Genomic DNA, 25,751 nt, shown 5'->3' on the forward strand with positions numbered 1-25,751 from the left:
GTGCCGATGTCCATGCCGCGGTACTGCTGCATGGCGTCGATGTTGACGATGTCGCCATCGAGTCGTTCCGCGAGGTCGAGCGCGAGGTCGGACTTCCCGGTGGCGGTCGGACCGACGACGGCGATCGGAGTCACGTCCACGGCCCCGACACTCCCGACACTCACGGCGTGTCCCCTGGCGTCCACGACGCGACGACGTAGCCGACACCGAACGGGGCGTCGGCGTAGAAGATCTTCGCAGTCATCGGGCTGTCGCCGACGAGCCCAGCGACGACCTGCCATGCCGCCCGCCCGGCCACGCCCTCTGCATCGCATGCGGCAACGTCGAGTCCGCGGAGTACGTCGACATCCGCTGCCCCGATTCCGTCGACGATGCGCTGCTGGAGTTCGACGGCGCTGCCACGTCGGCCGCCACCGGGAGCCTTCGGGGTGAGTGCGGTCGCGCCGTCGGCCACGACCAGTACCCCGATCAGCTCGGGATCGGCGGAGATCTCGGCCCCAAGTGCTCTCCCGAGCTCGCAGGCGACTTCGGGCCGTACGTCGGGGTCGACGACGACCGGACGCACCGACTCGGCGTCGACCTGTCCGCGTAGCCACCCGGCGATCAACATCGACAGTGGCAGGCGTCCGGGGGGTCGCTCACCACCCGCGCGTTCCAGGGAGACCGGCACGTCGACGCCGAACCTGCCGAAACCGCCCATCGTCGGGATCGATCGTGATGCCACCAGATCACCCACCGTGGTGTTCTCGCCGGATCTCACCTCGCCGAATCTCACCTCGCCGGATCTCACAGGGGCGATGCGGTCGTCGGACCCCACCGCCACCCAGCGCGTGGCGTGTCGGGAGAGCAACACGCTCGCATCGCGGACAGCAGCACGCACCTCGAGGGTGTCCACCGCGTCCGGACCCGCGAGTTCGGGAACCAACAGCGGTGCGCTCGGGACGAAAACAACGCATGCCAGCACACCGTCGACGCTAGCCGACGTCATGCCGGACGCCGCCGGGAGCACCGACACACCCGCCCTCGTGTCAGCGATGTCGCGCAGGCCGCACATCGAGAACCCTGACCTGCTTGAATAGGTGAAGTCCTGGCGTCAGCCGCTCAGGACCATGTGAAAGGCAGCCGTGACGCGCGGCACCACCGACGCTGTGAGGGGACCACACCATGACGAGCGACGACACCCGCGGACCGGCCACACCCGCATCCGGGTCCACCCCCGGCCCCCGGCCAGGCCCGCCGAAGCCGGGTCCCAAACCCGGCCCTCGACCTGGTCCCGGACCGAAGCCTGCCGCGCAGGCACCGACCCCCGTTCCTGCGGTCGCGGTCGCCAAACACGCATCGTTCGATCCCCGCGAGTTCGGGCGTATCGATGAGCAGGGCGTCGTCTGGCTCATCACCCCGAACGGCGAGCGTGAGATCGGGTCGTGGCAAGCGGGCACCATCGACGAGGGCCTCGCCCATTTCGCGCGTCGATACTCCGACCTCGAGACCGAGGTGGAGATACTCGAAGAGCGCCTCGCCGCACGCACCGGCGATCCGCGCAAGTCACAGGCAGCGGCCAAACACCTCCTCGACACCCTCCCCGAGGCCAGCGTCATCGGCGATGTCTCGGCCATCGAACAGCGGCTGACCGTCATCGTCGGAAGCGCCGACGACGTCGCCGACTCGCTGAAGGCCGAGCGCGAACAGGCCCGCGCAGCCGCGATCGCGCGCAAAGAGGAGCTCGCCACCGAGGCCGAGGCCATCGGAGCCGAATCCACCCAGTGGAAGACCGCAGGCGATCGACTGCGCGCGATCCTCGACGAGTGGAAGACCATCAAGGGCATCGACCGTAAGACCGACGACGCGCTGTGGAAGCGGTACTCGAAGGCGCGCGACGCGTTCAATCGTCGACGCGGCGCCCACTTCGCCGATCTCGATCGCGAACGCGCGGGTGCCAAGGCTCGTAAAGAGGAGCTGATCGCACGGGCCGAGGCGTTGTCGTCGTCGACCGATTGGGGTCCGACCGCGGGCGCCTTCCGCGAACTCCTCGCCGAATGGAAGGCATCCGGACGGGCACCGCGCGACGCCGACGAGGCACTGTGGCAACGGTTCAAAGCCGCCCAGGACGTCTTCTTCGCCGCCCGAAATGCGGCATCGTCCGAGCGCGACGCCGAGTTCAGCGCGAACGCGACTGCGAAGATCGCGCTGCTCGACGCCGCGGAGAAATCCATCGATCCCTCATCCGACCTCGACGGTGCGCGCCGCGAGTTCCGGACGTTCCGGGAGAAGTGGGATGAGATCGGCAAGGTGCCGCGCGAACAGATGCACAGCCTCGAGGGCCGTGCGCGCGCGTTGGAGAAACGGATTCGCGACGCCGAGGATGCTCAGTGGCAGCGCACCGACCCCGAGGCGCTCGCGCGCGCCGCGCAATTCGCCGACCGCGCAGCACAACTCGAGGACCAAGCGGCCAAAGCTGCCGAGCGCGGCAAGAACCGGGACGCGGAGAAACTGCGCGAGCAGGCAGCACAGTGGCGCGAATGGGCGCAGGCCGCGCAGAGCGCCATCGCCGACCGCTAGCGGGGCAGAGCCCGCTCGGACTTTCAGTGCTCGCCGGGGCGCTGCTGCAGTTTGCGTGCGGCCTCTTCGCGTGCCACCGCTTCCCGACGACGCTCCTCTTCGAGCGCGAGGTGGTAAGTGCTGCGGGCCCACACGACGCGCGACCAGTGGAACGTGAGCACGAGCAGGGCCAGCCAGCCGATGACAAGCCCCGCGCCGACACCCGACGGCGGTGCCACTCCCCCGACGCCAGGGGTGTTCCGCGACCACCACGCGAGCATGCCCGCCACGCAGCCGATCGCGCACCCGCACAACGCAATCCACGCGATCACCCATCGTCGGGTGACCAGCGCGAGCATCGACCCGAAGATTCCGAACACCACCAGGAACCAGACGAACACCTTCGAGACCACCGCGACACGTTCAGTCGCGGCAGCCGCGGACGACGTCAGCACGTCGAATCCGTTCGCCGAACCGGTGTGCGGCAGTAGCAGCGACCCCATCGCCACGAGCACCGCGACAGCGACCACGACCGCGCGGGCACCCGGATCGATCTCGCCCGCGACCTTACGTTCGGCCTTACGGAGATCGTCTGCGTACTGTGCGAACTCGGCGTCGTCATTTCCGGCGCCCTGTGCGGTCCTGCCGCTTGCGGCGTCTTCCGCGGGTATGCCACCAGTGGCCCGTTGGGCCGTCGGCATCCGGTCGTCGGTGTCGTCCTCGCGCGGCTCGTCGCTCATCTCGCGCCTCTCATCTCTCGTCGCTCGCTGGGTGCTTGGCAGTTCATGTGGTTCGGCAGTTCACGGCGCCCGGCAAATCACGGATGCCCGGCGGGTCACACCGATGGTTCATGAACCGCAGGCGCCCGAAGAACACCCGGTGGAGACGGCCGCAGGCATCGGCGACGGTCCCACCCCCGGCATACCGAGTCCGACGCCGACCGGCGCCGTCGTCGGGGTGGCGTTGAGTTCGTGTGCGTCGCCTGCACGGGTTCTGCGATGCGACGCGATGGCCCCGTCGGCGATGAGGTGATGCGGCGCGGCGTCGGTGACGGTGGTGACCACGACGTCGCCGGGCCGGACCGCGGCAGCCGCGTCGCCGGCACGGAAGTGCACCAGTCGCCCGTCGCGCGCACGGCCCGTCAGCCGCCCCGTGTCAGCGGATTTGCGCCCGGAGTCCGCCGCGACCAGCAGCTCGACCTCGGTGCCGATGAGGTTCCGGTTCTCGGTGAGACAGATGCGCTCTTGCAGCGCGATCAGTCGCTGGTAGCGCTCACTGACCACCTCCGGCGGCACCTGGTCGGACATGGTTGCCGCGGGTGTGCCCGGTCGAGGCGAGTACTGGAAGGTGAACGCGCTCGAGAACCGCGCACGCTCGACCACGTCGAGCGTTGCGGCGAAGTCCTCTTCGGTCTCACCGGGAAATCCGACGATGATGTCGGTGGTGATCGCGGCGTGCGGCATCGCGTCGCGCACCTTGTCGAGGATGCCGAGGAACTTGGTCGTGCGATAGCTGCGTCGCATGGCCCGCAGAATGCGATCCGACCCCGACTGCAGCGGCATGTGCAGCTGCGGGCAGACGTTGGGTGTCTGCGCCATCGCGTCGATGACGTCGTCGGTGAACTCTGCCGGATGCGGCGAGGTGAATCGGACGCGTTCAAGGCCGTCGATGTCGCCGCAGGCGCGCAGCAGATCGGCGAACGCGCCGCGATTTCGGGGCAGTTCGGGATCGGCGAACGACATGCCGTAGGCGTTGACGTTCTGTCCGAGCAACGTCACCTCGAGCACGCCCTGATCGACGAGCGCCTTCACCTCGGCGAGTACGTCGCCAGGGCGTCGATCAACCTCTTTGCCGCGCAACGACGGAACGATGCAGAAGGTGCAGGTGTTGTTGCATCCGACGGACACCGACACCCACCCGGAGTAGGCCGAGTCACGTTTGGCCGGCAACGTCGACGGGAAGGCTTCGAGTGAATCGAGGATCTCGACCTGCGCCTCCTCGTTGTGTCGGGCGCGGTCGAGCAGTGCGGGCAGCGAACCGATGTTGTGCGTACCGAAGACGACGTCGACCCACGGCGCCTTGCGCAACACCGTGTCCTTGTCCTTCTGCGCGAGACATCCGCCGACCGCGATCTGCATGCCGGGTCGTCGTGTCTTCACCGGCGCGAGGTGCGACAGGTTGCCGTACAGCTTGTTGTCGGCGTTCTCACGGATCGCGCATGTGTTGAACACGACGAGATCGGCATCGCCGTCCTCGTCGGCGCGCACGTAACCGGCATCTTCGAGAAGACCCGCGATGCGCTCGGAATCATGCACGTTCATCTGGCAGCCATAGGTACGCACCTGATAGCTGCGCCCCGATTGCGGCAGCTCATGCCGCTCCGACAACTCCGTACTCACTGGATCCAGGGTACGGTGCCGGTGCAAATCGCCGTCACGGTCACCACACGCGCAACGCCGAGGTTCTCATTCACCGCGCCTGTGAGGGTTCCCGGCATTAGTGTCGACGGTTATGACCGATTCACCGACAGGGGGTTCGGCGGTCGGACCCGCGACCCCGGCTCCCGCATCCGGAACCAAGATGATCGTGCTCAAGAACGTGCAAAAGCACTTCGGCGAGCTGCACGTCCTCAAGGACATCGACCTCGAGGTCCCCGCCGGACAAGTGGTCGTGGTGCTCGGCCCATCCGGCTCGGGCAAGTCGACGCTGTGCCGCACGATCAACCGGCTCGAACCCATCGACTCCGGTGAGATCTTCGTCGAGGGACGGCCACTCCCCGAGGAAGGCCGCGACCTGGCCACTCTGCGCGCCGACGTCGGAATGGTCTTCCAGTCGTTCAACCTGTTCGCGCACAAGACAATTCTGCAGAACGTCACACTCGCGCCGACCAAGGTCCGCAAGAAGAGCAAGGCCGACGCCGAGAAGCGCGCACTCGAACTCCTCGAACGCGTCGGCATCGCCAGTCAGAAGGACAAGTACCCCGCGCAACTCTCCGGCGGCCAGCAACAGCGCGTCGCGATCGCACGCGCACTCGCCATGGACCCGAAGGTGATGTTGTTCGACGAGCCGACGTCGGCTCTCGACCCAGAGATGGTCAACGAGGTGCTCGACGTGATGGTCTCGCTGGCCAAGGAGGGCATGACCATGCTCGTGGTCACCCACGAGATGGGCTTCGCCCGCAAGGCTGCCGACCGAGTGATCTTCATGGCCGACGGCGCGATCGTCGAGGACACCGATCCGGACAGCTTCTTCGACAGTCCGCAGTCCGAACGCGCGAGGGACTTCCTCGGCAAGATCCTGGGCCACTGACATGACCGACACGTCGCCGACGACGCGTCGGCATGCCTCCGGGCACCCGCCTGTAGACACCACTGCCCTACGGAAACGGCCTGGCCGCCGAACCATCGCACTCGCGGTATTTCTCCCCGTGTGTGCGCTCTTTGTCTCGCTACTCGCCGGCTGTGGGAGCACCGAGCCGAAGAACCTGCTCGACTCGATCCGCAGCGGAGAGGTCGTGCTCGGCACCAAGTTCGACCAGCCGGGGCTGGGAATCTACAACCCGGACAAGTCCATGAGCGGTTTCGACCCGGCCGTCTCCACCTACGTCGTCAATCACATCGCCGACTCGCTCGGAGTGGCCCACCCGAAGATCTCGTGGCGCGAGACTCCGTCGGCTCGACGCGAGGCCATGATCGAGCACGGTGAGGTCGACATGATCGCCGCCACGTACTCGATCAACGAGAACCGCGCGAAGAAGGTCGACTTCGGTGGCCCCTACCTGATCACGTATCAGGGGCTGATGGTGCGCAAGTCCGACGAGTCGATCCAGAATCTCCCCGATCTCGGCAAGGGCAAGAAACTGTGCTCGGTCACCGGCTCGACGTCGGCACAGAACGTCAAGGCACAACTGCCCAATATCGAACTGCAGGAATATGATTCGTACTCCGCGTGCGTCGAGGCGCTACGTCGGGGCAAGGTCGACGCACTGACCACCGACGAATCGATCCTCGCGGGCTACTCCAACTTCTGGAAGGGCGAATTCCGTCTGGTGGAGATGACCTACCTCAAGGACGCATGCGTCAAGAAGGCTCTGAAGGCGGCGGGGACCCCGTTCTCCACTGAGCGCTACGGGATCGGTTTGGCAAAGGGCGACTCGGAGTCGGTCACCAAGGTGAACGAAGCCCTCGACTCCATGCTGAAGCCGAGCGCCGACAACGGTCCGTCACCGTGGATCAGCGCACTGCGCAAGAGCCTCGGCGACGACTACGTCAACGAGATCCAGCAGCGCGCGGATAAGCCCGGATCAAAGTTCGCGTTCACGCCGAAGCCCGGAGACCTCGCATTCCTCGAATCGAAGTCCACACCGTGCCCAGCGGGCCTGAAGTGAGGAGGTGACCAGTCGTGAGAGAACTCTGGGAAGATATGGGGCCGCAGTTGTGGCCCGCGTTCTGGGTGACGATCCAATTGACGTTCTGGTCGGCGATCGGTTCCCTGATCTGGGGCACCATCCTGGCCGGTATGCGGGTCTCCCCCGTGCCCGTGATGCGTGGCTTCGGTACGACGTACGTCAATATCGTGCGCAACACACCACTGACCCTGATCGTGCTGTTCGCGGCGATCGGGCTGTATCAGAATCTCGGCCTGACGTTCTCGTCGACCATCAAGACCAACAACTTCTGGCTCGCTGTCCTCGCGTTCATCATCTATACGTCGACATTCGTCTGTGAGACGCTGCGCGCGGGTTTCAACACCGTTCCACTGGGGCAGGCCGAAGCCGCGCGATCGCTCGGACTCTCCTTCACCCAGGTGTTCGGCATCATCGTGCTCCCGCAGGCAACTCGAGCGACGATCGGCCCGATGGGCAGCGTGCTCATCGCACTGACCAAGAACACCACTATCGCCTCGGTGATCGGCGTCGCCGAAGCCGCGGCACTGATGAAAACGGAGATCGAGTCGTTTGCCGACCAACTACTGGTCATCTTCGCGGTGATCGCTGTCGGATTCATGATCATCACGCTCAGCGAGGGCGCCGTCTTCGGTTGGCTCGCAAAGCGATGGGCGGTCAAGCGATGAGCGACAAGGCAACCGTCCTCTACGACGCTCCCGGCCCCCGGGCGCGCGTCCGCAACGCGATCGTGGCCGTTGTCTTCATCGCAATCCTCGTTGCGATCTTCGCGTACGTGATCGCGGTGTTCGCGGGCAACGACCAGTTCACCGCCGAGAAGTGGAAGCCATTCGTCACGTGGAGCACCTGGACCGGATACATCTTCCCCGGTCTGTGGCGCACCCTTGCCGCGGCAGCGCTCTCGATTGTGCTCGCACTGATACTCGGTTCCATCCTGGGCATCGGACGGCTGTCGGATCACGCCTGGGTACGCGGGCTGTGCACCGTGCTGGTCGAGGTGTTCCGCGCGATTCCCGTGCTGATCCTGATGCTGTTCCTGTGGTTCTTCTTCGCCCAATACGGAGTGGTGCCGTCGTCACAGTTGGCCTTCGCGGCTGTGGTCTGCGGCTTGACGCTCTACAACGGCTCGGTGATGGCCGAGATCCTGCGCTCGGGCATCAAGTCGCTGCCCACCGGGCAGACCGAGGCAGCCAAGGCGCTCGGCATGCGCAAGACACAGATGATGCTGTCGGTTCTGCTCCCGCAGGCCGTCACGGCGATGATGCCCGCGATCATTTCGCAGATGGTCGTTGCCCTCAAGGACACCGCGCTCGGCTATGTCATCGGATACTCCGAGATCATTCACATGGCACAGCTGTCGGCGGCCCGGTACGGCAACTACATCCCGGTTCTCATCGTGATCGCCATCATCCTGATCATCATCAACTTCGCGCTGTCGTCGTTGGCGACGTACATCGAGCGGAGACTGCGGCAGGGTCGCGGCGGTAACACCGACGACGTGCCCCACGCCGATCAGGTCGACCAGGCGGCCATGGAGAACATACCGATGCCCTCGCCCAAGCCACGGGCCTGACGTCAGTCGGCGGAGGTGATCTCGTCGATCGCCCCGCCGACGACGTCGATCGCCGTGGCCTGCGGGTAGCCGCGTCGGACGAGCATGCCGACCAGGCGTCGAAAGTGCTTGTCGCGCACTGATCTGTCGTTGTCCTCGGCGGCGCGGACAAGCTGCTCGGTCACAGTCGGCGTGAGCTTCCGGTCGACCAGGTTGCGAGCCGCGGCGCGTTCGTCCTCGGGGTCGATCTCATCGAGCGCTCGCTGCACGATCGCGACGTCGACTCCCTTGGCGGCGAGTTCGTGCCGCAACGCGACGCGGCCTCGCCCCGAGTAGGCGTGGCGTGACTGCACCCACTCGGCGGCGAACTCCTCGTCGTCGAGCAGCTTGTGGGCGTCGAGCCGAGTGATCACCTCGTCGACGGTGTCGGCGTCGAATCCTCGGCGCGTCAGACGCTGGGCCATCTCGGAACGGCTACGTGCACGAACCCCGAGGAGCCGGAGTGCAACATCCCACGCGGACGGACCTTTCCGTTCCGTCGTGGACTCACTCGGCTCCCCGGGGTCATGGGGTGAACTCATCGGCGATGCGCGCAGATCAGAATTCCACCGGCGCGGGTGCGATGTCGTCGGCGTCGACGACCGCACCGATACCCAGCTTCTCCTTGATCTTCTTCTCGACCTCGTCGCGGATGTCGGTGTTCTCCAACAAGAACTTTCGGGCGTTCTCCTTGCCCTGGCCGAGCTGGTCGCCCTCGTAGGTGAACCACGAGCCGGACTTGCGGATGAACCCCTCGGCCACACCCATGTCGATGAGTGAGCCCTCCTTGGAGATGCCCTGGCCGTAGAGGATGTCGAACTCGGCCTGCTTGAAGGGCGGTGCGACCTTGTTCTTGACCACCTTGACGCGAGTGCGGTTACCCACGGCGTCGGTGCCGTCCTTGAGGGTTTCGATACGACGTACGTCGAGTCGCACCGACGAGTAGAACTTCAGCGCCTTGCCGCCCGTGGTGGTCTCGGGTGACCCGAACATCACGCCGATCTTCTCGCGGAGCTGGTTGATGAAGATCGCGGTGGTCTTGGAACTGCTCAACGCCGACGTCATCTTGCGCAGCGCCTGGCTCATCAGGCGTGCCTGCAGACCGACGTGGCTGTCGCCCATCTCGCCCTCGATCTCGGCGCGAGGCACCAGCGCGGCCACCGAGTCGATGACCAAGATGTCGAGCGCGCCGGAACGGATCAGCATGTCGGCGATCTCCAGAGCCTGCTCACCGGTGTCGGGCTGGGAGACCAACAGTGCATCGGTGTCGACACCGAGCTTGGCCGCATAGTCGGGATCGAGGGCGTGCTCTGCGTCGATGAATGCGGCGATACCACCCGCAGCCTGGGCGTTGGCCACCGCGTGGAGTGCGACGGTGGTCTTACCCGACGACTCCGGGCCGTAGATCTCGACGACACGACCACGAGGCAGACCGCCGATACCGAGCGCGACGTCGAGTGCGATGGAACCGGTCGGAATCACCTCGATCGGCTGCCTGCTCTCCTCACCGAGGCGCATCACCGAGCCCTTGCCGAAGTTCTTGTCGATCTGGGCCAGCGCGAGGTCGAGAGCCTTCTCGCGGTCCTGGGGAGCTGCAGCCATGGAATCTCTCCTTGTTCGGGATGGTTGAGGTTTGTCTGTGCCGTCCTGCGTGCTACGCGCTGAACGTGCTGTCTTCGAGGCCGTTGTTCGTTTCATGTTGCGTTGGACGCTAGTCGGTAGGTCTGACAAAACCGGATCTGGCGAGTCCGGGTCTGGCAAAAACCGGTCTGGCAGAATCTCTGACGCATCCGGGGTCGCTGTGGTTCCACTGAATACAGCATTGCGCGAACACGTGTTCGACGGCAAGTGCGACACGCGGGCGAAGGTCGATTCGCCACCACCCAGTGGCGCCTCCATCCGACAGCAGCGACGTTCGGCCGAAATATCGCATTGACGATCTTTCGTCGAAGAAACAACTAGGGTCGTCGACGTGGGCGGCCGGGGTGAGAGTGGATCGAGAGATCCGTCCCAGGGGCAACCCCTGGGTACACATCACAGTTGGTTCCTGCGTCCGACGCCGCTCCGCACGCTGCGCGTGCCAGCCGGCGACGAGTACTCGGCTCGTGGTCACCCCGGCCGTCCATCCGCCCCCGTCACGCCCTCCGCTCCAGTCACGGCTGCCCGATCACGATGACCCGACCGCAACCGCCGTTCACCGCCGATCAGGTCAGTGTCCTCGCAGCGGCCATCGCCGACAGGATCGCCGACTGGACGTGGCCCGCGGTCGTTCGAGCCGCCGGCATCGAGCTACCCGCGGAGATCTGCGTCGACGTCGCACAGCAGGCCTTCGCCCTCGCACCGGACGAGCCCGCGCACACCGATGAGATCTTTCGGCTGGCGCTAACTCCGTGGACGGTGCCCGATCCGCCTGCCACGCGCGTCGTCGAACTTCCCGGTCCGCCACCAGCGCCGTCACTCGCCAACGACCTACCCTCGCTGTCCGACGTCGAACAGTTCGCCGTATGGCTGGACTTCACGGTGCCCGAACTCGAATGGTTCGCCGATCGCGGTACCTGGTTGCGTACCGCGAACCCGCGGCTGCGGCACTATCGGGTGTTCCGCCGCGAAAAGCGATCCGGGGTCCGCGTCATCGAGGCACCCAAGCCCTGGATGCGTGAGACACAGCGTCGGCTCCTGCACAGGCTCGTCGGCCGAATCCCCGCTCACCCGGCCGCGCGCGGATTCGAGCCGGGCTCCTCACCTGCCGCCTTCGCGTGGCCGCACAGCGACCGTACGACGGTGCTGCGCGTCGACTTGTTGCACTGCTTCGAATCGATCGGGGTGGGCCGGGTCCGTCGGATCTTCGACGACGTCGGCTATCCACTGCACATCGCACGTCTTCTCGCCGAGCTGTGCACGACGTCGACACCCGCCGACCAACTCTCGGGAATCGACTATGCGCATGCGAGCCTGCTCCGTCGACGACATCTCCCCCAGGGCGCTCCGACGTCACCGCATCTCGCGAATCTCGCTCTCGCACAGGTGGATCGACGTATCGCAGGCTATGCCAGCGCCAACGGCCTGCGCTACACCCGATACGGCGACGACCTCGCGGTCTCCGGCGACGACCTCGACTCCGCGCGTGCACTGTGGACGGTTACGCGCATCGTCGACGACTGCGGTTTCGCGGTCAACACCTCGAAGACCCGCGTGATGCATCGCCATCAGCAGCAGCGGCTGGCAGGACTTGTCGTCAACGACCGTCCCCGGGTATCGCGACACGACTACGACGCCCTGCGGGCGCTGCTACACAACGCTGCGCTGACCGGTGCACATGCGCAGAACCATCACGGGCACAGCAACTTTCGTGCCCACGTCTACGGCTTGATCGCCTGGATCGGGGCCACCGGAGAGGTCCGCAGACAGCGCCTGCTCGACATGGCCGACCGCATCGACTGGACTGCGTGACTCTTCGGCCCCGAACTCACCGCGTGGGTGTCACCACCGCGAGCGCGGAACATCGAAGTCGCGGCAGATCGCCACCCAGACGTCACGGGGATCAACGCCCTCTTCGATGGCTTGAGCCCCGGTCCGGCCACCGAACTCGATGAGCACGTGATCGGCCAGGATCGCATCGGCCGACGACACCCCGAACTGGGTTGTCATCAGCTCCGTGAACTCCGTGAGACGCACTCGGCCAGCCTACGTTCCCGCCGACGCGAGCACACCGCGTAGCACGTCGATCGGGTCGGTCACCGCGGTCGCCGACCGTCGTGCCGCCGCAGCAGCAGCGGCGTGGCCAGGATCGCGCAGTACCGCCTCGATCGCTTCCGCAATCGACGCCGAGTCGGCGGGCCGAACAAGCACACCACTGCCCTGCCTGCTCACCCGATTCGCAAGTTCCCACTGGTCACCGCCGCCGGGAACGACGACGACGGGGACTCCGGCCAACAACGACTTCGCGAGCATTCCGTGGCCACCCCCGCACACCACCAGGTCAGCATCGGCAAGCAACTCGTCCTGACGACCGAGTCCGAAGCTCACCGACGCCGCGCCTGCACGCGCGAGTGTGTCCTGTGCAGGCGGGTCCAGTGACGAGATCACGGCCCGTATCGGGGTCCGTGACGCTATCGCGCCGAGTGCGCCGAGTGTCTCGTCGAGCAGATCCTGACAACCGGTGACCGCGGTCGACGGCGCGACTACGACCAGCGGCCCTTCTCCCGAGGGCCGTTCGAAGATCTGAGCGGTCGGCTCCCAGAGCAGCGGACCGACGAGATGGGTGTCGCGCGGCCAATCCGGTCGCCAGACCTCCATGGCGGGAAGGGTCGCGATCAGTCGGGCGGCAGGCGACGGTACCCGATCCGCAAGACCGATGCCGCTGCGCGCTGCGGCGCGCTGACGCACGCCGAGAGCGACGGACCGATTGCTCGCGGCACGCATCGCTATATCGCGCAACCGGCCACGGAGTCCGCGGCCGGGCGCCATACCTGCCCCGACCGGCGGCAGCCCCTTCGACGGCGCGTACAGCGGGTGCGGCGACAGTTCGACGAACGGTAACCCGGTCAGCTCTGCGGCCCACGATCCGGCAACGGTGATGACGTCCGAGACCACCAGGTCGATACGTCGACTCGCCAGCACCGGCGCGAGACGGACTGCCATGCGGGCTGCTCGCCCGCTCAGCTTCTCCCCGGCGTCGAGGTCATCGTCGGCATCGTCCGGGCGCAGTTCCGGGAGCTCTGCGATGTCGATGCCCCGACTACCGGCCGCGGCGTACCACTGCGTGCCGGTGAATACGGTCGAATGCCAACCGATGTCGCGGCAGCGCTCGGCGAGTGCGAACGCCGGAAAAGCGTGCCCGGCGTCTGGTCCGGCAACGATCCCGACGCGGGGCGGTGTACCCGTCAGTTGCTGGTGGGGGGCTCGGTCGCAGGCTGCGTCGGCTGCTGGGCAGGGGCCGCGTTCTGAGCCGGCTGCGCCGCCGTACCACCGGACGGTAGTGCTCCGCCGTTCATGCTGGCCCTGATCTGCTCGAGGCGAGAGTGGCCTGCCATCTGAACGCTGGCCTGCTGCACTTCCTGCATGCGACCCTGAACGCTGTTCTTGGCCAGTTCGGCCGAGCCCAGTGCGTTGGCGTAGCGGCGTTCGATCTTGTCGCGCACCTGATCGAGGTTCGGGGTGTTTCCGGGTACCGACAGTTCGCTCATCTGGTTGAGCGAGGCCGACACCTGCTCCTGCATCTTGGCCTGCTCGAGCTGGCTGAGGAGCTTCGACCGCTCGGCAAGCTTCTGCTGCAGAATCATCGCGTTGCGTTCGACAGCGTGCTTGGCCTGCTCGGCGGCCTGCAACGACTGATCGTGAAGAGCCTTCAGATCTTCGACGCTCTGCTCCGCGGTGACGAGCTGCGCGGCGAACGCCTCGGCAGCGTTCGTGTACTCCTGGGCCTTCTGCGTGTCGCCTGCGGCTGTCGCCTGATCAGAAAGAGTCAGCGCCTGACGGGTATTCGCCTGCAGCTTCTCGATCTCCTCTAGCTGCCGATTGAGCTTCATCTCGAGCTGACGCTGATTGCCGATGACGGCGGCCGCCTGCTGGGACAGCGCTTGGTGCTGACGCTGCGCGTCTTCGATCGCCTGCTGGATCTGGATCTTCGGATCGGCGTTCTCGTCGATCTTCGCGTTGCCTGCTGCCATCAGGTAGCGCCACAGCTTCACGAACGGATTCGCCATGCTCTTCGTCAACTCCATTCAGCGTCGTCGAACCTCGGTCCGACAGGTCTTATCGATTCAGCGGTCTCAACGACTCGGCCGGTCTTGTCGATGCAGCGGGGTCTGTCGATGTACTTAGACCAATCTAGCGCCTACCCACCGACAGATTGGCACTTGTCAGGCAGCGGCAAGCGCAGTGGTCCGGTGAGTGTCGGGCGATGGGATGACGACCTTCGGTGAACCGAGACCCGATTCGCCCGCCAATGCCATCGCATCGGCGTCGGCTGTTTCAGGTCGCATGGCCGTGCCGACGTCGAGAAGCAGGTCGGCGATCTCGACGTCGAGAGCATCACAGATCGAGGCGAGCAGTTCGCTCGACGCCTCTTTCTGGCCGCGTTCCACCTCGGACAGATATCCCAGACTGACCCGTGCATTCGTGGATACTTCGCGCAGCGTTCGGCCTTGCTGGGTACGCACCCGGCGCAAGCTGTCGCCTAGCGCTTCGCGCAAGAGCATCGCCATTGAGTCTCCTCTCGGTGTCTGTGTCGTGGTCTGTGTCGTGTGTCTGTCTCTTGTGTCCGTTCGGCTTCAACGCCGGAGACAGCCGATACGTTCCCGAACCTTCGCACACCGTCCCCCGTGTGTCTGCACGACACTAGTCCAAAGTTCCGACAGTCGCCGTACGCCGTTCGTCCGCGCGTCGCAACTGCGCGCGACGTCGACTAGTGGCGCGTACCCATCACACGGTGTCGGAATGGCGGTGCGGCGAAGGCGGAAGGGAGTCAGAAGTCTTGCGGCACTCGGGGGCCTTGCGTAGCGAACCGGTCGTCGAGTCCGACCGAGCCGCCCGGACGCGCACGCGTAGCGCCTGCCAGGTGTAGTCGAAGCCCGTCACCACGGTCACAGCGACGGCGGCCCACATGATCACCATCGCGATCGTGTGCCACGGACCGTGCAACGGGAGCACCAGGAGCCCGATACCGACCGACTGCAGCAACGTTTTCAGCTTGCCGCCGCGGCTCGCCGGGATCACCGCGTATCGAATCACCCAGAAGCGCAGGAGCGTCACCCACAACTCGCGGACCAGGATGATGCCGGTCACCCACCAGCTCAGATCACCCAGGATCGACAGACCGATGAGCGCCGCACCGATCAGCGCCTTGTCGGCGATCGGATCCGCCATCTTCCCGAAGTCGGTCACGAGTCCGCGTTCGCGGGCCAGCCTGCCGTCGACTCTGTCGGTGAATGCAGCACCCGCGAAGATGACGGCGGCGACGACCCGCCACACCGCGTTGTGCCCGCCGTCGATGAAGAGCACTGCGATGAACACGGGAACCAGCACGATGCGGAACACCGTCAGCGCATTGGCGATGTTGACCACCGGCACCGGGTCGACCGGGTCGGCGATGTGATCGGGAGTCCGCACCCCTCCAGCGTATCTGTCGCGACTAGGCTCATATGCCGTGCCCACTGCCGAACAGGAAACGGTGCCCCTCATTCGACGCGCCCGCACGTCCGACGTGCCCCGCATCAAGGAGCTCATCGACCTCTACGCGGGCAGAATCCTGCTCGAGAAGAACCTCGTCACGCTGTACGAGTCAGTCCAGGAGTTCTGGGTCGCCGAGCTCGACGACATCGTCGTGGGTTGCGGTGCGCTACACGTTCTCTGGGCCGATCTGGGCGAGGTACGTACCGTCGCGGTCGACACGCGCTTCGCCGGCCGCGGGATCGGGCACCTGCTGGTGGGTCAGCTCATGTCGGTTGCGCGGGAACTCCAACTGTCCCGAGTGTTCGTGCTGACCTTTGAGACCGCCTTCTTCGGAAGGCACGGGTTCCGCGAGATCCAGGGCACGCCTGTCACCCGCGAGGTGTACGAAGAGATGTGCCGCTCGTACGACACCGGCGTCGCCGAGTTCCTCGACCTCAGCTACGTCAAGCCGAACACCCTCGGCAACACCCGCATGCTCGCCCATCTCGACAAGAGTTCTACCGAACCTACGCCCTGACCCGGGCAAACACCTTGACCAACCACACACCAGGAGCGACATCGTGGCGATCTTCGCAGTCCACTACACCTACGGCCCGGCCAAAGCCGCCGTGCGAGACGAGCACCGGGCATTGCACCGCGAGTGGTTGGCCGAGGAGTTCAAAGCAGGCAACGTGCTGATGACCGGCCCCTACCCCGACGGCTCGGGCGCGTTGATCCTCGTACGGGGCACCGACCTCGACGAGGCTGAGGTGTTCATCGCCAACGATCCGTTCAACGCGCACCAGGCCATCGACGGCGTCCGGGTCGTCGAGTGGACCCAGGTGTACGGCCCCTTCACCGACTAGCTCAGCCCGCCGCACACCCGGGCAGGTCGACGACGCTACTCGTCGTGTCGGACCACCGGTTCGCTCGACGACGCACCCTTGCGCTTGGACCAGAGCAGGCTCGCCACCGTGGTGATCACGAGTGTCGCGAGGATGACCGACAACGACAGCACCGTCGAGATCTCCGGTACCGCGACGTGCTCGCCGCCGTTGATGAACGGCAGCGTGTTCTCGTGGAGGGCGTGCAGCACCAGCTTCACGCCGATGAAGCCGAGGATGAACGAGAGACCGTAGGACAGGAACACCAGCCGGTCGAGTAGCCCGCCGAGCAGGAAGTAGAGCTGTCGAAGGCCCATCAACGCGAATGCGTTGGCCGTGAACACCAGGTACGGCTCCTGTGTGAGGCCGTAGATCGCGGGAATCGAGTCGAGCGCGAACAAGACGTCGGTGAAACCGATGACGATCAGGACGAGCAGCATCGGCGTGGCCCACCGCTTGCCGTTGATCCGGGTGAACAGCTTGTCTCCGTCGTATTCGTCGCTGGTGCGCAAACGCTTCTTGAGGAACCGCTCGAGCCTCGTCTCGCGCTCCTCCTCGTGCTCGACGGGGTCGTCGCTCTCTCGGAGCAGCTTGATCGCCGTGAAGATGAGGAAGGCGCCGAAGAGGTAGAACACCCAGCTATAGGCGTTGATCGCTGCGGCGCCGACGGCGATGAACGCGCCGCGCATCACCAGCGCCATCACGATGCCGAGAAGCAGTACCTTCTGTTGGTACTCGCGGGGCACCGCGAACTTGCTCATGATGATCACGAACACGAAGAGGTTGTCGACGGACAGCGCCTTCTCGGTGACGTAGCCGGCGAAGTACTCACCGCCATAGGTTCCGCCCCATTGCCACCAGACGAAGAGACCGAAGACGACGGCGATCGAAATGTAGATTGCCGACCACATGCCGGATTCGCGGAGCGACGGCGCGTGTGGAACGCGGACGTGGGCGAAGAAGTCGAAGACGAAGAGGCCGAGGATCACCACACAGGTGATCGCCCAGACGGTGGGTGAAACATTCACGAAAGGTCTACCTCCAGCGCGCAGCACAAAACGGTTGCGATGCCAGAGGTCTCTCCCGCCCGGCGCCGCCTCGTACTGTGCAGCGATGAATCCGGACCAGTTGTCCGGGCTGGGGGTGTCGCGCGATGATCTGCATCGTCGACCTCCCGACCGTATTGACGGACAGACTGCGAGGTTGGGGATACTCCCCTCTTCGATCTGCCGACCACTTTAACAGTTGAATGAAGCCGAGGTATATCCCGTTCGTCCGCTATGCCCGAAATTGGCTATTCGTCGCTGCTCGCCGTGTCGCCACCACCGGTGATCGACGCGATGACCCCTGCGAGATCGTCCGGCTTCACCAGTACCTCACGCGCCTTCGACCCCTCGCTCGGACCCACGACACCGCGTGTCTCCATGAGGTCCATCAGTCGCCCTGCCTTGGCGAACCCGACGCGCAGCTTGCGCTGCAACATCGACGTCGAGCCGAACTGGCTCGACACGACGAGTTCGATGGCCTGCAGTAGATCGTCGAGATCGTTGCCGATATCGCCGTCGATGTCCTTCTTGTCGCCGGCCTTGGCTGTCGTCACGCCCTCGGTGTACTCGGGATCGGCCTGCTCACGTGCGTAGTCGACGACGGCGGCGATCTCCTCGTCGGTGATGAACGCTCCCTGCATACGGACAGGCTTGTTCGCGCCCATCGGAAGGAACAGTCCGTCGCCCATGCCGATGAGCTTCTCGGCGCCCGGCTGATCGAGGATGACGCGCGAGTCGGTCAGCGACGACGTCGCGAACGCCAATCGCGACGGCACGTTGGTCTTGATCAGACCGGTGACGACGTCGACGGAGGGTCGCTGAGTCGCCAACACGAGGTGGATACCGGCAGCACGTGCCTTCTGCGTGATGCGGACGATCGCATCCTCGACGTCGCGTGGGGCGGTCATCATCAGGTCGGCGAGCTCGTCGACGATGGCAAGGATGTACGGATACGGTTTGTAGACGCGTTCGGAACCGAGTGGCGTCGTGATCTCACCTGAGGCCACCTTGCTGTTGAAGTCGTCGATGTGACGCACCCGCGACGCCTTCATGTCCTGGTAACGCTGCTCCATCTCTTCGACCAGCCACGCGAGCGCAGCAGCAGCCTTCTTGGGCTGCGTGATGATCGGCGTGATCAGGTGCGGAATGCCTTCGTACGGCGTGAGTTCCACCATCTTCGGGTCGATGAGGATCATCCGCACCTGCTCCGGCGTGGCACGCGTCAGCAACGACACGAGCATCGAGTTCACGAAGCTCGACTTACCCGAACCCGTCGAACCAGCGACCAGCAGATGCGGCATCTTCGCGAGGTTGGCGCTCACGAAATCGCCCTCGATGTCCTTGCCCAGGCCGATCACCAGCGGATGCGAGTCCTTGCGGGTCGACGGCGCCTTGAGGACGTCTGCCAGGCGCACCATCTCCCGATCGGAGTTGGGCACCTCGATACCGACCGCGGACTTACCCGGGATGGGTGCGAGCAACCGAACGTTGTCGGTGGCGACCGCGTAGGCGATGTTGCGCTGCAGCGCGGTGATCTTCTCGACCTTCACACCGGGACCGAGCTCCACCTCGTATCGCGTGACGGTCGGTCCGCGGGTGTACCCGGTGACCGCCGCGTCGATCTTGAACTGCTCGAGGACCCCGGTGATGCGATCGATCATGTCGTCGTTGGTCTCGCTACCACGCTTGGGCGGGTCACCGTCGACGAGCAACGTGGCCGGCGGTAGGCGGTAGTCACCTTCGACATCGGCGAGCACAAGGGCATCCGAGTCGGCGGCGGTGTCAACGGCAGGCTCCGGTGCTACGGGCTGTGCGGGCGCAGACGTCTCGCGACTGCGCGACTTGGCAACCTCGCCTGCGCGCTTGCGGGTCGTCATGGTAGCCGGCCGCGCGATCTGCTCGGTGACCTCGTCGACGACGGGTTCGGTCAGCATGTCGTCGAAGTTGTCGGTCGGGGCGTCTGCGACGTCGACGGTCGGTGTCGGCACCGCGATGGGTGCGCTACGCCGATCCGAGCGCGCAGTGCGCCGCCGGGGACGCACCGTCGAATCGTCGTCGGGCGGGTAGTTCTCGTACGGGTCGTCGGAGCGGAGACCCGCCGAACGAGACCATCCACCGGTGGCGAAGTCGTCGTCAGCATCGACGGCGTCATCGCCATAGGCCGCATCGCCTTCGTACTCGGCGTCTTCGTACTCTGCATCGTCGTCCCACGGGAGATCGTCGTCGTCGATGCGCCCGCCGCCCAGTCCGAGCCAGCCCGCGGCAGCGTCGACGACCTCGCGGATCGTGCGGCCGGAGAGAATCAGGACCCCGAAAGCGATGCACAACACCAGGATCGGCACCGACACCCACGCGGTGACGCCCGCGGTGAGTGGCGTCCCGACGACGTATCCGACGAATCCGCCCGCATGTGACCGGCCGGGAAGGTCCTCGGGCGCCCCGGCCACCAGGTGCATCAGACCCAGCAGCGGCAAGACGATGAGCAATGTGCCACCGATGTACCGCGCGCGCTTCTCGGGGTTCGGACCCCGTCGCATCAGCACGATCGCGCCCGCGACGAGAGCGACGGGTACCAACAGTGCCGCGGTACCGACGACGGCCCGCACCAGAGCGTCGATGAACGCGCCGACCGGACCGGCCGCCCCAAGCCACACTCCGACAGAGACGAGCAGTGCCAGGGCGAGCAACGCCAGCCCCGTCCCGTCGCGCCGATGCGAATGTCCCTGTGCACCGGGTGCGTGCCGGTCGCGACGGCCCTCGAAACCTGCGACGTCATCGGAGGTCAGGTAGCCGTCGTCGGTGACATCCCCGTCTCTGAAGTCCCCGTCCCTGAAGTCCCCGTCAGCGAAGTCCCCGTCAGTGAAATCCCCGTCGCCAACCGGCGCTGTCGTGGAGTGCCCGGTGCCCGCCCGTGCGACCGAACCGACCCCCCTCGCGAGCAGCGACCACGCACCGCCGAGACCACGGCCGACTCCCCGACCGACCACAGCGCCTGCGGAACGTCGACTGATGTCGGCGGACTGCTGCTTGCGGGCCTGCTGTTGACGTCCCGAAGTCTGCTTGCGTGCCGAACCCTGCTTACGCCCCGACGACGTCGACGATGATGAGCGAGTACGTCCGGTAGTGTTCGCGCGCGATCCTGACGAGCGACTCCCCGACGCCGCAGTCTGGCGTCGCTCACCACCCGTGCGCTGCTGACGGCCTGTCCGTCCCCCCGTTGCACCCCGTCCCGCCGCTGCGCGCTGTCCACCGCTTGCGCGTGACGCGGCCGCGGCTGAACTCGTGCCTGCCTTCGAAGCCATACGGACAGACTAGTGGTCACCCATCACCTGAGTCACATGCACAACACAGGCAACACGACTGTGTGTCGAATTCGTAACCGTTGCCCGGATCACCCGCTACGACGCCGACGTACGAACACGCAGCTCAACGGAAGAATAAGCGGGATTCAGACGGGGAGATTCACACTGGGGAATTCATACGGAGCGGGTGGTCGCCAAGACCGCCGCGATCGCATCGGGATCGCCGGACCAGGTGATCGCGACGGGTGCGCGTCCGTAGGCAAACAGAAGCAACTCGCCGACGGTCCCAGTGGCCATCACCGGTTCACCTGACCCCACGACCAGCAGGTTCTCGCCGTCCGGTGTCGCGAGCGTGACCTGGGCAGGCATCGACCGCAGTGTGAGCTTCCCCATACCCTTCAGCGGGGTACGTAGTGCCTGCGTCATGTCAGCACTCAGCTCGCGAGGAGTCCACGGTCCGTCTGGGTCCGCACCACCGCGCAACACGTCCTCGTGGTGGATGAACATCTCGGCGAGATTGGCCCACTGGTCGACAAGGCGGAACATCGAATACCACGGCGGACCGTCGGCAACCTCCTCGACGAGGTCGGGCCATGGCTGGGCAGCGGTGTGCGCCTGCACCTTCTCGGTGTGCCGGGCCAACGGACTGACGACGATTCCGAGCGCTGCGTCGGGCCGACGCTCGCGGATCACCAGGTGTGCCGCGAGGTCGCGGGTATCCCAGTCGCCGCACAGCGTGGGCGCGTCTGGTCCGACGGTCTGCAGCGTCGCGGCCAACGCCGCCCGTTCCGACTGTGCAAGAGTCACCACTCCACCCTAGCCAGACCGGACTGCGTCGCGGTTCAGATCGATGGCAGCAGCAACGCCTTCTTCAGTCCCGCTATATCCGAATCGGAGAGCCGCAGTCCCTGGTGGACGTAGTTCTCGAAGCTGCCGTAGGTCTCGTCTGCAGCAGCAAACGCGGTGTTCAGCAGTCCGATGTTCACGCCGTTGAGAGGATCGTTGGGCGATGCGTGGCGGAACGTATTGCTGGCGAGGAAGTCGGCGTCGACGACGTGACGATCGACACCGAGAACGGTGAGCAGGACTGCCGCGAGCCACCCCGTACGATCTTTGCCCGCGCTGCAATGGAACAGCACCGATCCGCCTGCGCCAACGGTGTTCTTGATGTCGAGCAGCGACGCGCGGAATGCCTCGCGCGCGTGCGGATCGGTCACGAAGGCGCGGTAGGCGCTCGGCAGATCGACGAGGTACGACACCGGGACCGCACCGAGGACGTCGAAACTGTGGCGCGCGGCACCGGGAACCGCTTTGTCGGGCTGCACAGTGGACTCGAGCTGAGTGCGCAGATCGATGATCGAGCGCAGTTGGTGTCGCTCGAGCACACCGACGCCGGCGGGAGTGAGGGAAGCAAGATTCGCGCTGCGAATCACCTTGTCGGAGATGCGCATTCCGCTGATCGTCGTGTAGTTGGCAAAGGTGCGGGCGTTCTGGACACCGGGCACCGAGATGGCCAGCGGCGCGGGAGCGGCGTGCGCGGTGATCACGGCGGGAGCGGCCTGCGCCTGCGCTGCTGTCGCAACCCCGAGTGGGATCAGCGTGGTGCTCAGCACGGTCGCGGCGATCGTGATTCTCCTGGCTGCAGCTGTGGCACGAGACCGGGCGTCGCTACGCGTATTCGAAGTCACTTCGGGGCTGGCCTTTCGGGGCGTCATGTCACCTCACAACGAGACACCGCGCCCCGTCGCCCACCCGCGAAACCGCGGGCCGCAGTGAGCATATCGACTGGCGCCTCACGTCGAGACGTGAGACCGACCACAGCCCGTCACGAACCGACGGCAAGCACGGTCGGCACGATCATCGGGCGTCGACGATACGTGTCGGCAACCCAGCGTCCGACCACTCGTCGAATCGTCTGGGCGATCCGATGCGCGTCGGTAACCCCTTCTGCCGCAAGCGAATCGAGCGCCTGGTCGACCAGGTTCGCAGCCTCTTTGAGCGCTTCCGGATCGTCGGAGAAGCCACGTCCGGAGACCTCGGGCGGGCTGACAGCACGACCGGTGGCGGCGTCGATGGCGACCGTGATCGCGATGAACCCGCCCTCCCCGAGGACGAGACGTTCGGACAACGTCGACTCCCCCACGTCGCCGACCGACAGTCCGTCGACGTAGACGTGGCCGACGGGCACCCGTCCGACGATCTGCGCCTGACCGTCGACGAGGTCGACGACGACGCCGTCCTCGGCGAGCATCACGCGATCGGGGTGCACACCTGTCGCCACCGCGAGAGCCGCGTTGGCGCGCAGATGACGCCATTCCCCGTGCACCGGCATGGCGTTGGTGGGCCGCACGGCGTTGTAGAGGTAGAGCAGCTCGCCCGCCGAGGCATGCCCGGAGACGTGAACCTTGGCGTTCTGCTGAGTGATCACGGTCGCGCCTCGCTTGGCGAGCCCGTTGACGACGGCGAACACCGAATTCTCGTTGCCCGGGATCAACGACGACGCCAGCACGACGAGGTCGTCGGCGCGGATGTTGATCTGACGATGTTCGCCACGAGCCATCCGCGACAACGCCGAGAGCGGCTCGCCCTGCGAACCGGTCGAAATCAGCACCAACCGGTGATCCGGGAGCGTCGCGGCGGTATCCATGTCGACGACGACGCCGTCGGGCACGTGCAAATATCCCAGATCCTGGGCGATCTGCATGTTGCGCACCATGGACCGCCCGACGAAGGTCACACGCCTGTTGTGGGCGTGCGCGACGTCGATGATCTGTTGGATGCGGTGCACGTGGCTGGCGAATGATGCGACGATCACGCGCTGCTTGGCCTTGCCGATGACCTGGTCGAGAACCGAGCCGATCTCGCGTTCCGGCGTCACGAACCCGGGGACCTCGGCATTCGTGGAGTCGACGAGGAACAGGTCGACGCCCTCGTCGCCGAGACGACTGAAGCCCGCGAGGTCGGTGAGGCGGTTGTCGAGTGGGAGCTGGTCGAGCTTGATGTCGCCGGTGTGCAACACAAGACCCGCTGGCGTGCGAATGGCAACCGCGAGCGCATCCGGGATCGAGTGGTTGACCGCGAAGAACTCGAGGTCGAAGGGCCCAAAGTCGAGCCGATCGCCCTCTCGCACCTCGACGAGCTTGGGCCGCAGACGATGTTCCTTGCACTTCGCGTCGACGAGCGCGAGAGTGAATTTCGCACCGACGACCGGGATATCGCTCCGCAAACGCAGCAGGAACGGCACGGCGCCGATGTGATCCTCGTGACCGTGGGTTAGGACAACCGCTTCGACGTCGTCGATGCGATCCTCGATGTAGCGAAAATCGGGGAGGATGAGGTCGACGCCGGGCTGCGCGTCCTCGGGGAACAGGACTCCGGCGTCGACGATCAGCAGCCGCCCGTTGTACTCGAAAACAGTCATGTTGCGGCCGATTTCGCCGATTCCGCCCAGCGCGACCACGCGGAGTCCGCCACGTGGCAGCTTGCGAGGGGTACCGAGCCGGTCGATCGCCGGGTCTACGGGGATCGACTCGCGACGGCCGGCCTGTCCTTGAGCCCCCGTCTGCTTACTGCTACCCGAGGCTTGCGCATCGTCCCGACGCTCGTGCCTGCCGCGACGCCGACCACGTCCCGGGTTCTGTTCGCCGGATGACTTGGAACTCTGCTGCGCTGGTGCTTGCTTTTGCGCGGGCGCATCCTGCACGCGGGTCTCACGCCGGGCGGCTTGCTGGGCAGGAGCTTCTTGCGCGGGAGCTTGCTGGGCATGCGCTTGCTTGGCGGGAGGTTCCTGGGCCGGCGCCTTCTTCTGCTCGGGTGCCTGCACCGGACGTTCCGCTGCCGGCGTAGGAGGTCCGGCTTGGCGTGAGGCGCTACGTCGACGTTGGGTTGCCATCAGGCGAGCACCCCCGCCGCACGCAGGTCGGTGATCAGCGCTTCGATCTGCGGGCCCGTCGCGGGCACCTGCGGCAAACGCGGATCTCCGACGTCGAAGCCCAGAACACGTAGCGACGCCTTGACCATGGTCACCCCACCGAGGCGACCCATCGCATTGACCAGCGGGAGTATCGACGTGTTGATCGCGCGTGCTGCGACGAGATCGCCCTTCTCGACGGCGATCTGCATGTCTCGCAGACGATCGGGCACGAGATGTCCGATCACGCTGACAAATCCGGTCGCCCCCACCGAGAGCCACGGCAGGTTCAGTGCGTCCTCACCGGAGAGGTACTCGAGGCCGGTCGTCGCGATGATGCCTGCCGCCGAGTGCAGATCTCCCTTGGCGTCCTTGACGCCCTTGATGCGCGGGTGCTCGGCGAGCGCGATGAGTGTCTCGTTGGCGATCGGGACCACAGAGCGCGGTGGGATGTCGTAGAGCAGGACCGGAAGCGACGTCGAATCGGCGACGGCCCGGAAGTGTGCCAGCAACCCCGCCTGCGGCGGCTTGGAGTAGTACGGGGTGACGACGAGAAGCGCGTGCGCACCGGCCTGCTCGGAGGCCTGCGCGAACCGGACGCTCTCGGCGGTGTCGTAGCTGCCCGCGCCCTGGGTGATGCGGGCGCGGTCGCCGACTGCCGAGAGTACGACGCGCAGCAGGTCGAGCTTCTCCTGCGGCGTGGTTGTCGGAGACTCGCCGGTCGTCCCGGAGACGACGAGTCCGTCGCATCCCTTGGACACCAAGTGATCTGCCAGTTCAGCGGCCTTGTCGAGATCGAGCGAGCCGTCGGCGCGGAAGGGGGTCACCATTGCCACCACGTTGGTCCCGAAGGGGTGCGTGTGCAGCTGCTGCGCTCCTGCGTTCATGGTGGTCAAGGCTACCGTGGCGCCGGGAGCGCTAGC

At 65.7% G+C, this 25,751-nt stretch carries 25 protein-coding genes; 8 read left to right on the forward strand and 17 right to left on the reverse strand.

The window, feature by feature from the left end:
* Positions 1 to 140: isopentenyl transferase family protein (locus B3T59_RS11435; RefSeq protein ID WP_414652090.1), on the reverse strand; the 140-nt coding region annotated here is incomplete at its 3' end.
* 20 nt (positions 141 to 160) lie between these two features.
* Positions 161 to 988: a hypothetical protein gene (locus B3T59_RS11440; RefSeq protein WP_287003440.1), complete on the reverse strand. Its 828-nt coding sequence runs from the start codon at positions 986 to 988 to the stop codon at positions 161 to 163.
* A gap of 176 nt (positions 989 to 1,164) precedes the next feature.
* Here B3T59_RS11440 and B3T59_RS11445 point away from each other — a divergent pair, with 176 nt between their 5' ends.
* Positions 1,165 to 2,559, forward strand: a complete 1,395-nt coding sequence (locus tag B3T59_RS11445) for a DUF349 domain-containing protein (RefSeq protein WP_287003442.1) — start codon at positions 1,165 to 1,167, stop codon at positions 2,557 to 2,559.
* A 23-nt stretch (positions 2,560 to 2,582) separates the two neighbouring features.
* On the opposite strand, the gene B3T59_RS11450 is transcribed toward B3T59_RS11445, so the two are convergent.
* Together B3T59_RS11450 and miaB are read right to left on the reverse strand one after the other, a co-directional pair.
* On the reverse strand, positions 2,583 to 3,278 hold the full coding sequence (locus B3T59_RS11450) for a hypothetical protein (protein WP_197500823.1): 696 nt from the start codon (positions 3,276 to 3,278) through the stop codon (positions 2,583 to 2,585).
* Positions 3,279 to 3,386: 108 nt separating this feature from the next.
* Positions 3,387 to 4,937 (reverse strand): tRNA (N6-isopentenyl adenosine(37)-C2)-methylthiotransferase MiaB, encoded by a 1,551-nt coding sequence (gene miaB, locus B3T59_RS11455; RefSeq protein ID WP_231895468.1) that lies wholly within the window; start codon positions 4,935 to 4,937, stop codon positions 3,387 to 3,389.
* Between the two features lie 181 nt (positions 4,938 to 5,118).
* On the opposite strand from miaB, the gene B3T59_RS11460 reads away from it, so the two are divergent.
* From B3T59_RS11460 to B3T59_RS11475, 4 genes are read left to right on the forward strand one after another with little or no spacing between them, the layout of a single operon-like run.
* Complete coding sequence (locus tag B3T59_RS11460; RefSeq protein ID WP_064866854.1) at positions 5,119 to 5,847, forward strand: amino acid ABC transporter ATP-binding protein; 729 nt, start codon at positions 5,119 to 5,121, stop codon at positions 5,845 to 5,847.
* 1 nt (position 5,848) lies between these two features.
* Positions 5,849 to 6,925, forward strand: coding sequence for a glutamate ABC transporter substrate-binding protein (locus B3T59_RS11465; protein WP_251721147.1), 1,077 nt, complete (start codon positions 5,849 to 5,851; stop codon positions 6,923 to 6,925).
* A 14-nt stretch (positions 6,926 to 6,939) separates the two neighbouring features.
* Entirely contained in the window at positions 6,940 to 7,611 is a 672-nt protein-coding gene (locus tag B3T59_RS11470; protein ID WP_287003446.1) for an amino acid ABC transporter permease, read from the forward strand.
* Positions 7,608 to 8,516, forward strand: a complete 909-nt coding sequence (locus B3T59_RS11475; protein ID WP_064866799.1) for an amino acid ABC transporter permease — start codon at positions 7,608 to 7,610, stop codon at positions 8,514 to 8,516. Before B3T59_RS11470 ends, B3T59_RS11475 begins: the two co-directional genes overlap by 4 nt.
* 2 nt (positions 8,517 to 8,518) lie before the next feature.
* On the opposite strand, the gene B3T59_RS11480 is transcribed toward B3T59_RS11475, so the two are convergent.
* Together B3T59_RS11480 and recA are read right to left on the reverse strand one after the other, a co-directional pair.
* Positions 8,519 to 9,076 carry a regulatory protein RecX gene (locus tag B3T59_RS11480; protein WP_064862992.1) on the reverse strand — a complete coding sequence of 186 codons (558 nt, stop codon included), beginning with the start codon at positions 9,074 to 9,076 and terminating at the stop codon, positions 8,519 to 8,521.
* Positions 9,077 to 9,092: 16 nt separating this feature from the next.
* On the reverse strand, positions 9,093 to 10,136 hold the full coding sequence (gene recA, locus B3T59_RS11485) for a recombinase RecA (RefSeq protein ID WP_005204544.1): 1,044 nt from the start codon (positions 10,134 to 10,136) through the stop codon (positions 9,093 to 9,095).
* Positions 10,137 to 10,706: 570 nt separating this feature from the next.
* Between recA and B3T59_RS11490 the strand changes: the two genes are divergently transcribed.
* Positions 10,707 to 11,984, forward strand: coding sequence for a reverse transcriptase family protein (locus B3T59_RS11490; protein WP_287003450.1), 1,278 nt, complete (start codon positions 10,707 to 10,709; stop codon positions 11,982 to 11,984).
* Between the two features lie 30 nt (positions 11,985 to 12,014).
* On the opposite strand, the gene B3T59_RS11495 is transcribed toward B3T59_RS11490, so the two are convergent.
* The 5 genes from B3T59_RS11495 to pgsA form a co-directional block, all read right to left on the reverse strand.
* Positions 12,015 to 12,209: a DUF3046 domain-containing protein gene (locus tag B3T59_RS11495; RefSeq protein WP_005204540.1), complete on the reverse strand. Its 195-nt coding sequence runs from the start codon at positions 12,207 to 12,209 to the stop codon at positions 12,015 to 12,017.
* Positions 12,210 to 12,218: 9 nt separating this feature from the next.
* The gene (locus tag B3T59_RS11500) at positions 12,219 to 13,421 is read right to left on the reverse strand and encodes a glycosyltransferase (protein ID WP_287003459.1); all 1,203 of its coding nucleotides are present in this window, start codon (positions 13,419 to 13,421) and stop codon (positions 12,219 to 12,221) included.
* Positions 13,418 to 14,239, reverse strand: a complete 822-nt coding sequence (locus tag B3T59_RS11505) for a PspA/IM30 family protein (protein WP_049697476.1) — start codon at positions 14,237 to 14,239, stop codon at positions 13,418 to 13,420. Before B3T59_RS11505 ends, B3T59_RS11500 begins: the two co-directional genes overlap by 4 nt.
* 156 nt (positions 14,240 to 14,395) lie before the next feature.
* On the reverse strand, positions 14,396 to 14,740 hold the full coding sequence (locus B3T59_RS11510) for a helix-turn-helix domain-containing protein (protein ID WP_005204535.1): 345 nt from the start codon (positions 14,738 to 14,740) through the stop codon (positions 14,396 to 14,398).
* A 217-nt stretch (positions 14,741 to 14,957) separates the two neighbouring features.
* Positions 14,958 to 15,644: a CDP-diacylglycerol--glycerol-3-phosphate 3-phosphatidyltransferase gene (pgsA, locus tag B3T59_RS11515; RefSeq protein WP_251721144.1), complete on the reverse strand. Its 687-nt coding sequence runs from the start codon at positions 15,642 to 15,644 to the stop codon at positions 14,958 to 14,960.
* 37 nt (positions 15,645 to 15,681) lie between these two features.
* On the opposite strand from pgsA, the gene B3T59_RS11520 reads away from it, so the two are divergent.
* Both B3T59_RS11520 and B3T59_RS11525 read left to right on the forward strand, forming a co-directional pair.
* Complete coding sequence (locus tag B3T59_RS11520) at positions 15,682 to 16,224, forward strand: amino-acid N-acetyltransferase (protein ID WP_064861475.1); 543 nt, start codon at positions 15,682 to 15,684, stop codon at positions 16,222 to 16,224.
* Between the two features lie 43 nt (positions 16,225 to 16,267).
* The gene (locus B3T59_RS11525; protein WP_064861474.1) at positions 16,268 to 16,552 is read left to right on the forward strand and encodes a YciI family protein; all 285 of its coding nucleotides are present in this window, start codon (positions 16,268 to 16,270) and stop codon (positions 16,550 to 16,552) included.
* Positions 16,553 to 16,587: 35 nt separating this feature from the next.
* Here the strand turns inward: B3T59_RS11525 and B3T59_RS11530 are convergent, their stop codons facing one another.
* From B3T59_RS11530 to dapA, 6 genes are all read right to left on the reverse strand, one after another.
* Positions 16,588 to 17,598: a TerC family protein gene (locus tag B3T59_RS11530; protein ID WP_064861473.1), complete on the reverse strand. Its 1,011-nt coding sequence runs from the start codon at positions 17,596 to 17,598 to the stop codon at positions 16,588 to 16,590.
* 266 nt (positions 17,599 to 17,864) lie between these two features.
* Positions 17,865 to 20,918, reverse strand: a complete 3,054-nt coding sequence (locus B3T59_RS11535) for an FtsK/SpoIIIE family DNA translocase (protein ID WP_287003451.1) — start codon at positions 20,916 to 20,918, stop codon at positions 17,865 to 17,867.
* Between the two features lie 174 nt (positions 20,919 to 21,092).
* Positions 21,093 to 21,725, reverse strand: a complete 633-nt coding sequence (locus B3T59_RS11540; RefSeq protein WP_287003453.1) for a TIGR03085 family metal-binding protein — start codon at positions 21,723 to 21,725, stop codon at positions 21,093 to 21,095.
* 35 nt (positions 21,726 to 21,760) lie between these two features.
* On the reverse strand, positions 21,761 to 22,531 hold the full coding sequence (locus B3T59_RS11545) for a tyrosine-protein phosphatase (RefSeq protein WP_287003455.1): 771 nt from the start codon (positions 22,529 to 22,531) through the stop codon (positions 21,761 to 21,763).
* A 212-nt stretch (positions 22,532 to 22,743) separates the two neighbouring features.
* Positions 22,744 to 24,810, reverse strand: coding sequence for a ribonuclease J (locus tag B3T59_RS11550; protein ID WP_287003456.1), 2,067 nt, complete (start codon positions 24,808 to 24,810; stop codon positions 22,744 to 22,746).
* Entirely contained in the window at positions 24,810 to 25,715 is a 906-nt protein-coding gene (gene dapA / locus B3T59_RS11555) for a 4-hydroxy-tetrahydrodipicolinate synthase (RefSeq protein ID WP_251721139.1), read from the reverse strand. The genes B3T59_RS11550 and dapA overlap by 1 nt, the downstream gene beginning before the upstream one ends.
* Positions 25,716 to 25,751 lie beyond the last annotated feature (36 nt).

This window comes from Gordonia sp. UBA7860, from assembly GCF_002500165.1.
GTDB classification, from domain to species: Bacteria; Actinomycetota; Actinomycetes; order Mycobacteriales; family Mycobacteriaceae; genus Gordonia; species Gordonia sputi.

Coding starts and splice junctions, on each gene's coding strand:
- B3T59_RS11440 (WP_287003440.1), bottom strand. CDS start 988: ATGACGTCGGCTAGCGTCGACGGTGTGCTGGCATGCGTTGTTTTCGTC.
- B3T59_RS11445 (WP_287003442.1), top strand. CDS start 1,165: ATGACGAGCGACGACACCCGCGGACCGGCCACACCCGCATCCGGGTCC.
- B3T59_RS11450 (WP_197500823.1), bottom strand. CDS start 3,278: ATGAGCGACGAGCCGCGCGAGGACGACACCGACGACCGGATGCCGACG.
- B3T59_RS11460 (WP_064866854.1), top strand. CDS start 5,119: ATGATCGTGCTCAAGAACGTGCAAAAGCACTTCGGCGAGCTGCACGTC.
- B3T59_RS11465 (WP_251721147.1), top strand. CDS start 5,849: ATGACCGACACGTCGCCGACGACGCGTCGGCATGCCTCCGGGCACCCG.
- B3T59_RS11475 (WP_064866799.1), top strand. CDS start 7,608: ATGAGCGACAAGGCAACCGTCCTCTACGACGCTCCCGGCCCCCGGGCG.
- B3T59_RS11480 (WP_064862992.1), bottom strand. CDS start 9,076: ATGAGTTCACCCCATGACCCCGGGGAGCCGAGTGAGTCCACGACGGAA.
- recA (WP_005204544.1), bottom strand. CDS start 10,136: ATGGCTGCAGCTCCCCAGGACCGCGAGAAGGCTCTCGACCTCGCGCTG.
- B3T59_RS11490 (WP_287003450.1), top strand. CDS start 10,707: ATGACCCGACCGCAACCGCCGTTCACCGCCGATCAGGTCAGTGTCCTC.
- B3T59_RS11505 (WP_049697476.1), bottom strand. CDS start 14,239: ATGGCGAATCCGTTCGTGAAGCTGTGGCGCTACCTGATGGCAGCAGGC.
- B3T59_RS11510 (WP_005204535.1), bottom strand. CDS start 14,740: ATGGCGATGCTCTTGCGCGAAGCGCTAGGCGACAGCTTGCGCCGGGTG.
- B3T59_RS11535 (WP_287003451.1), bottom strand. CDS start 20,918: ATGGCTTCGAAGGCAGGCACGAGTTCAGCCGCGGCCGCGTCACGCGCA.
- B3T59_RS11550 (WP_287003456.1), bottom strand. CDS start 24,810: ATGGCAACCCAACGTCGACGTAGCGCCTCACGCCAAGCCGGACCTCCT.
- dapA (WP_251721139.1), bottom strand. CDS start 25,715: ATGAACGCAGGAGCGCAGCAGCTGCACACGCACCCCTTCGGGACCAAC.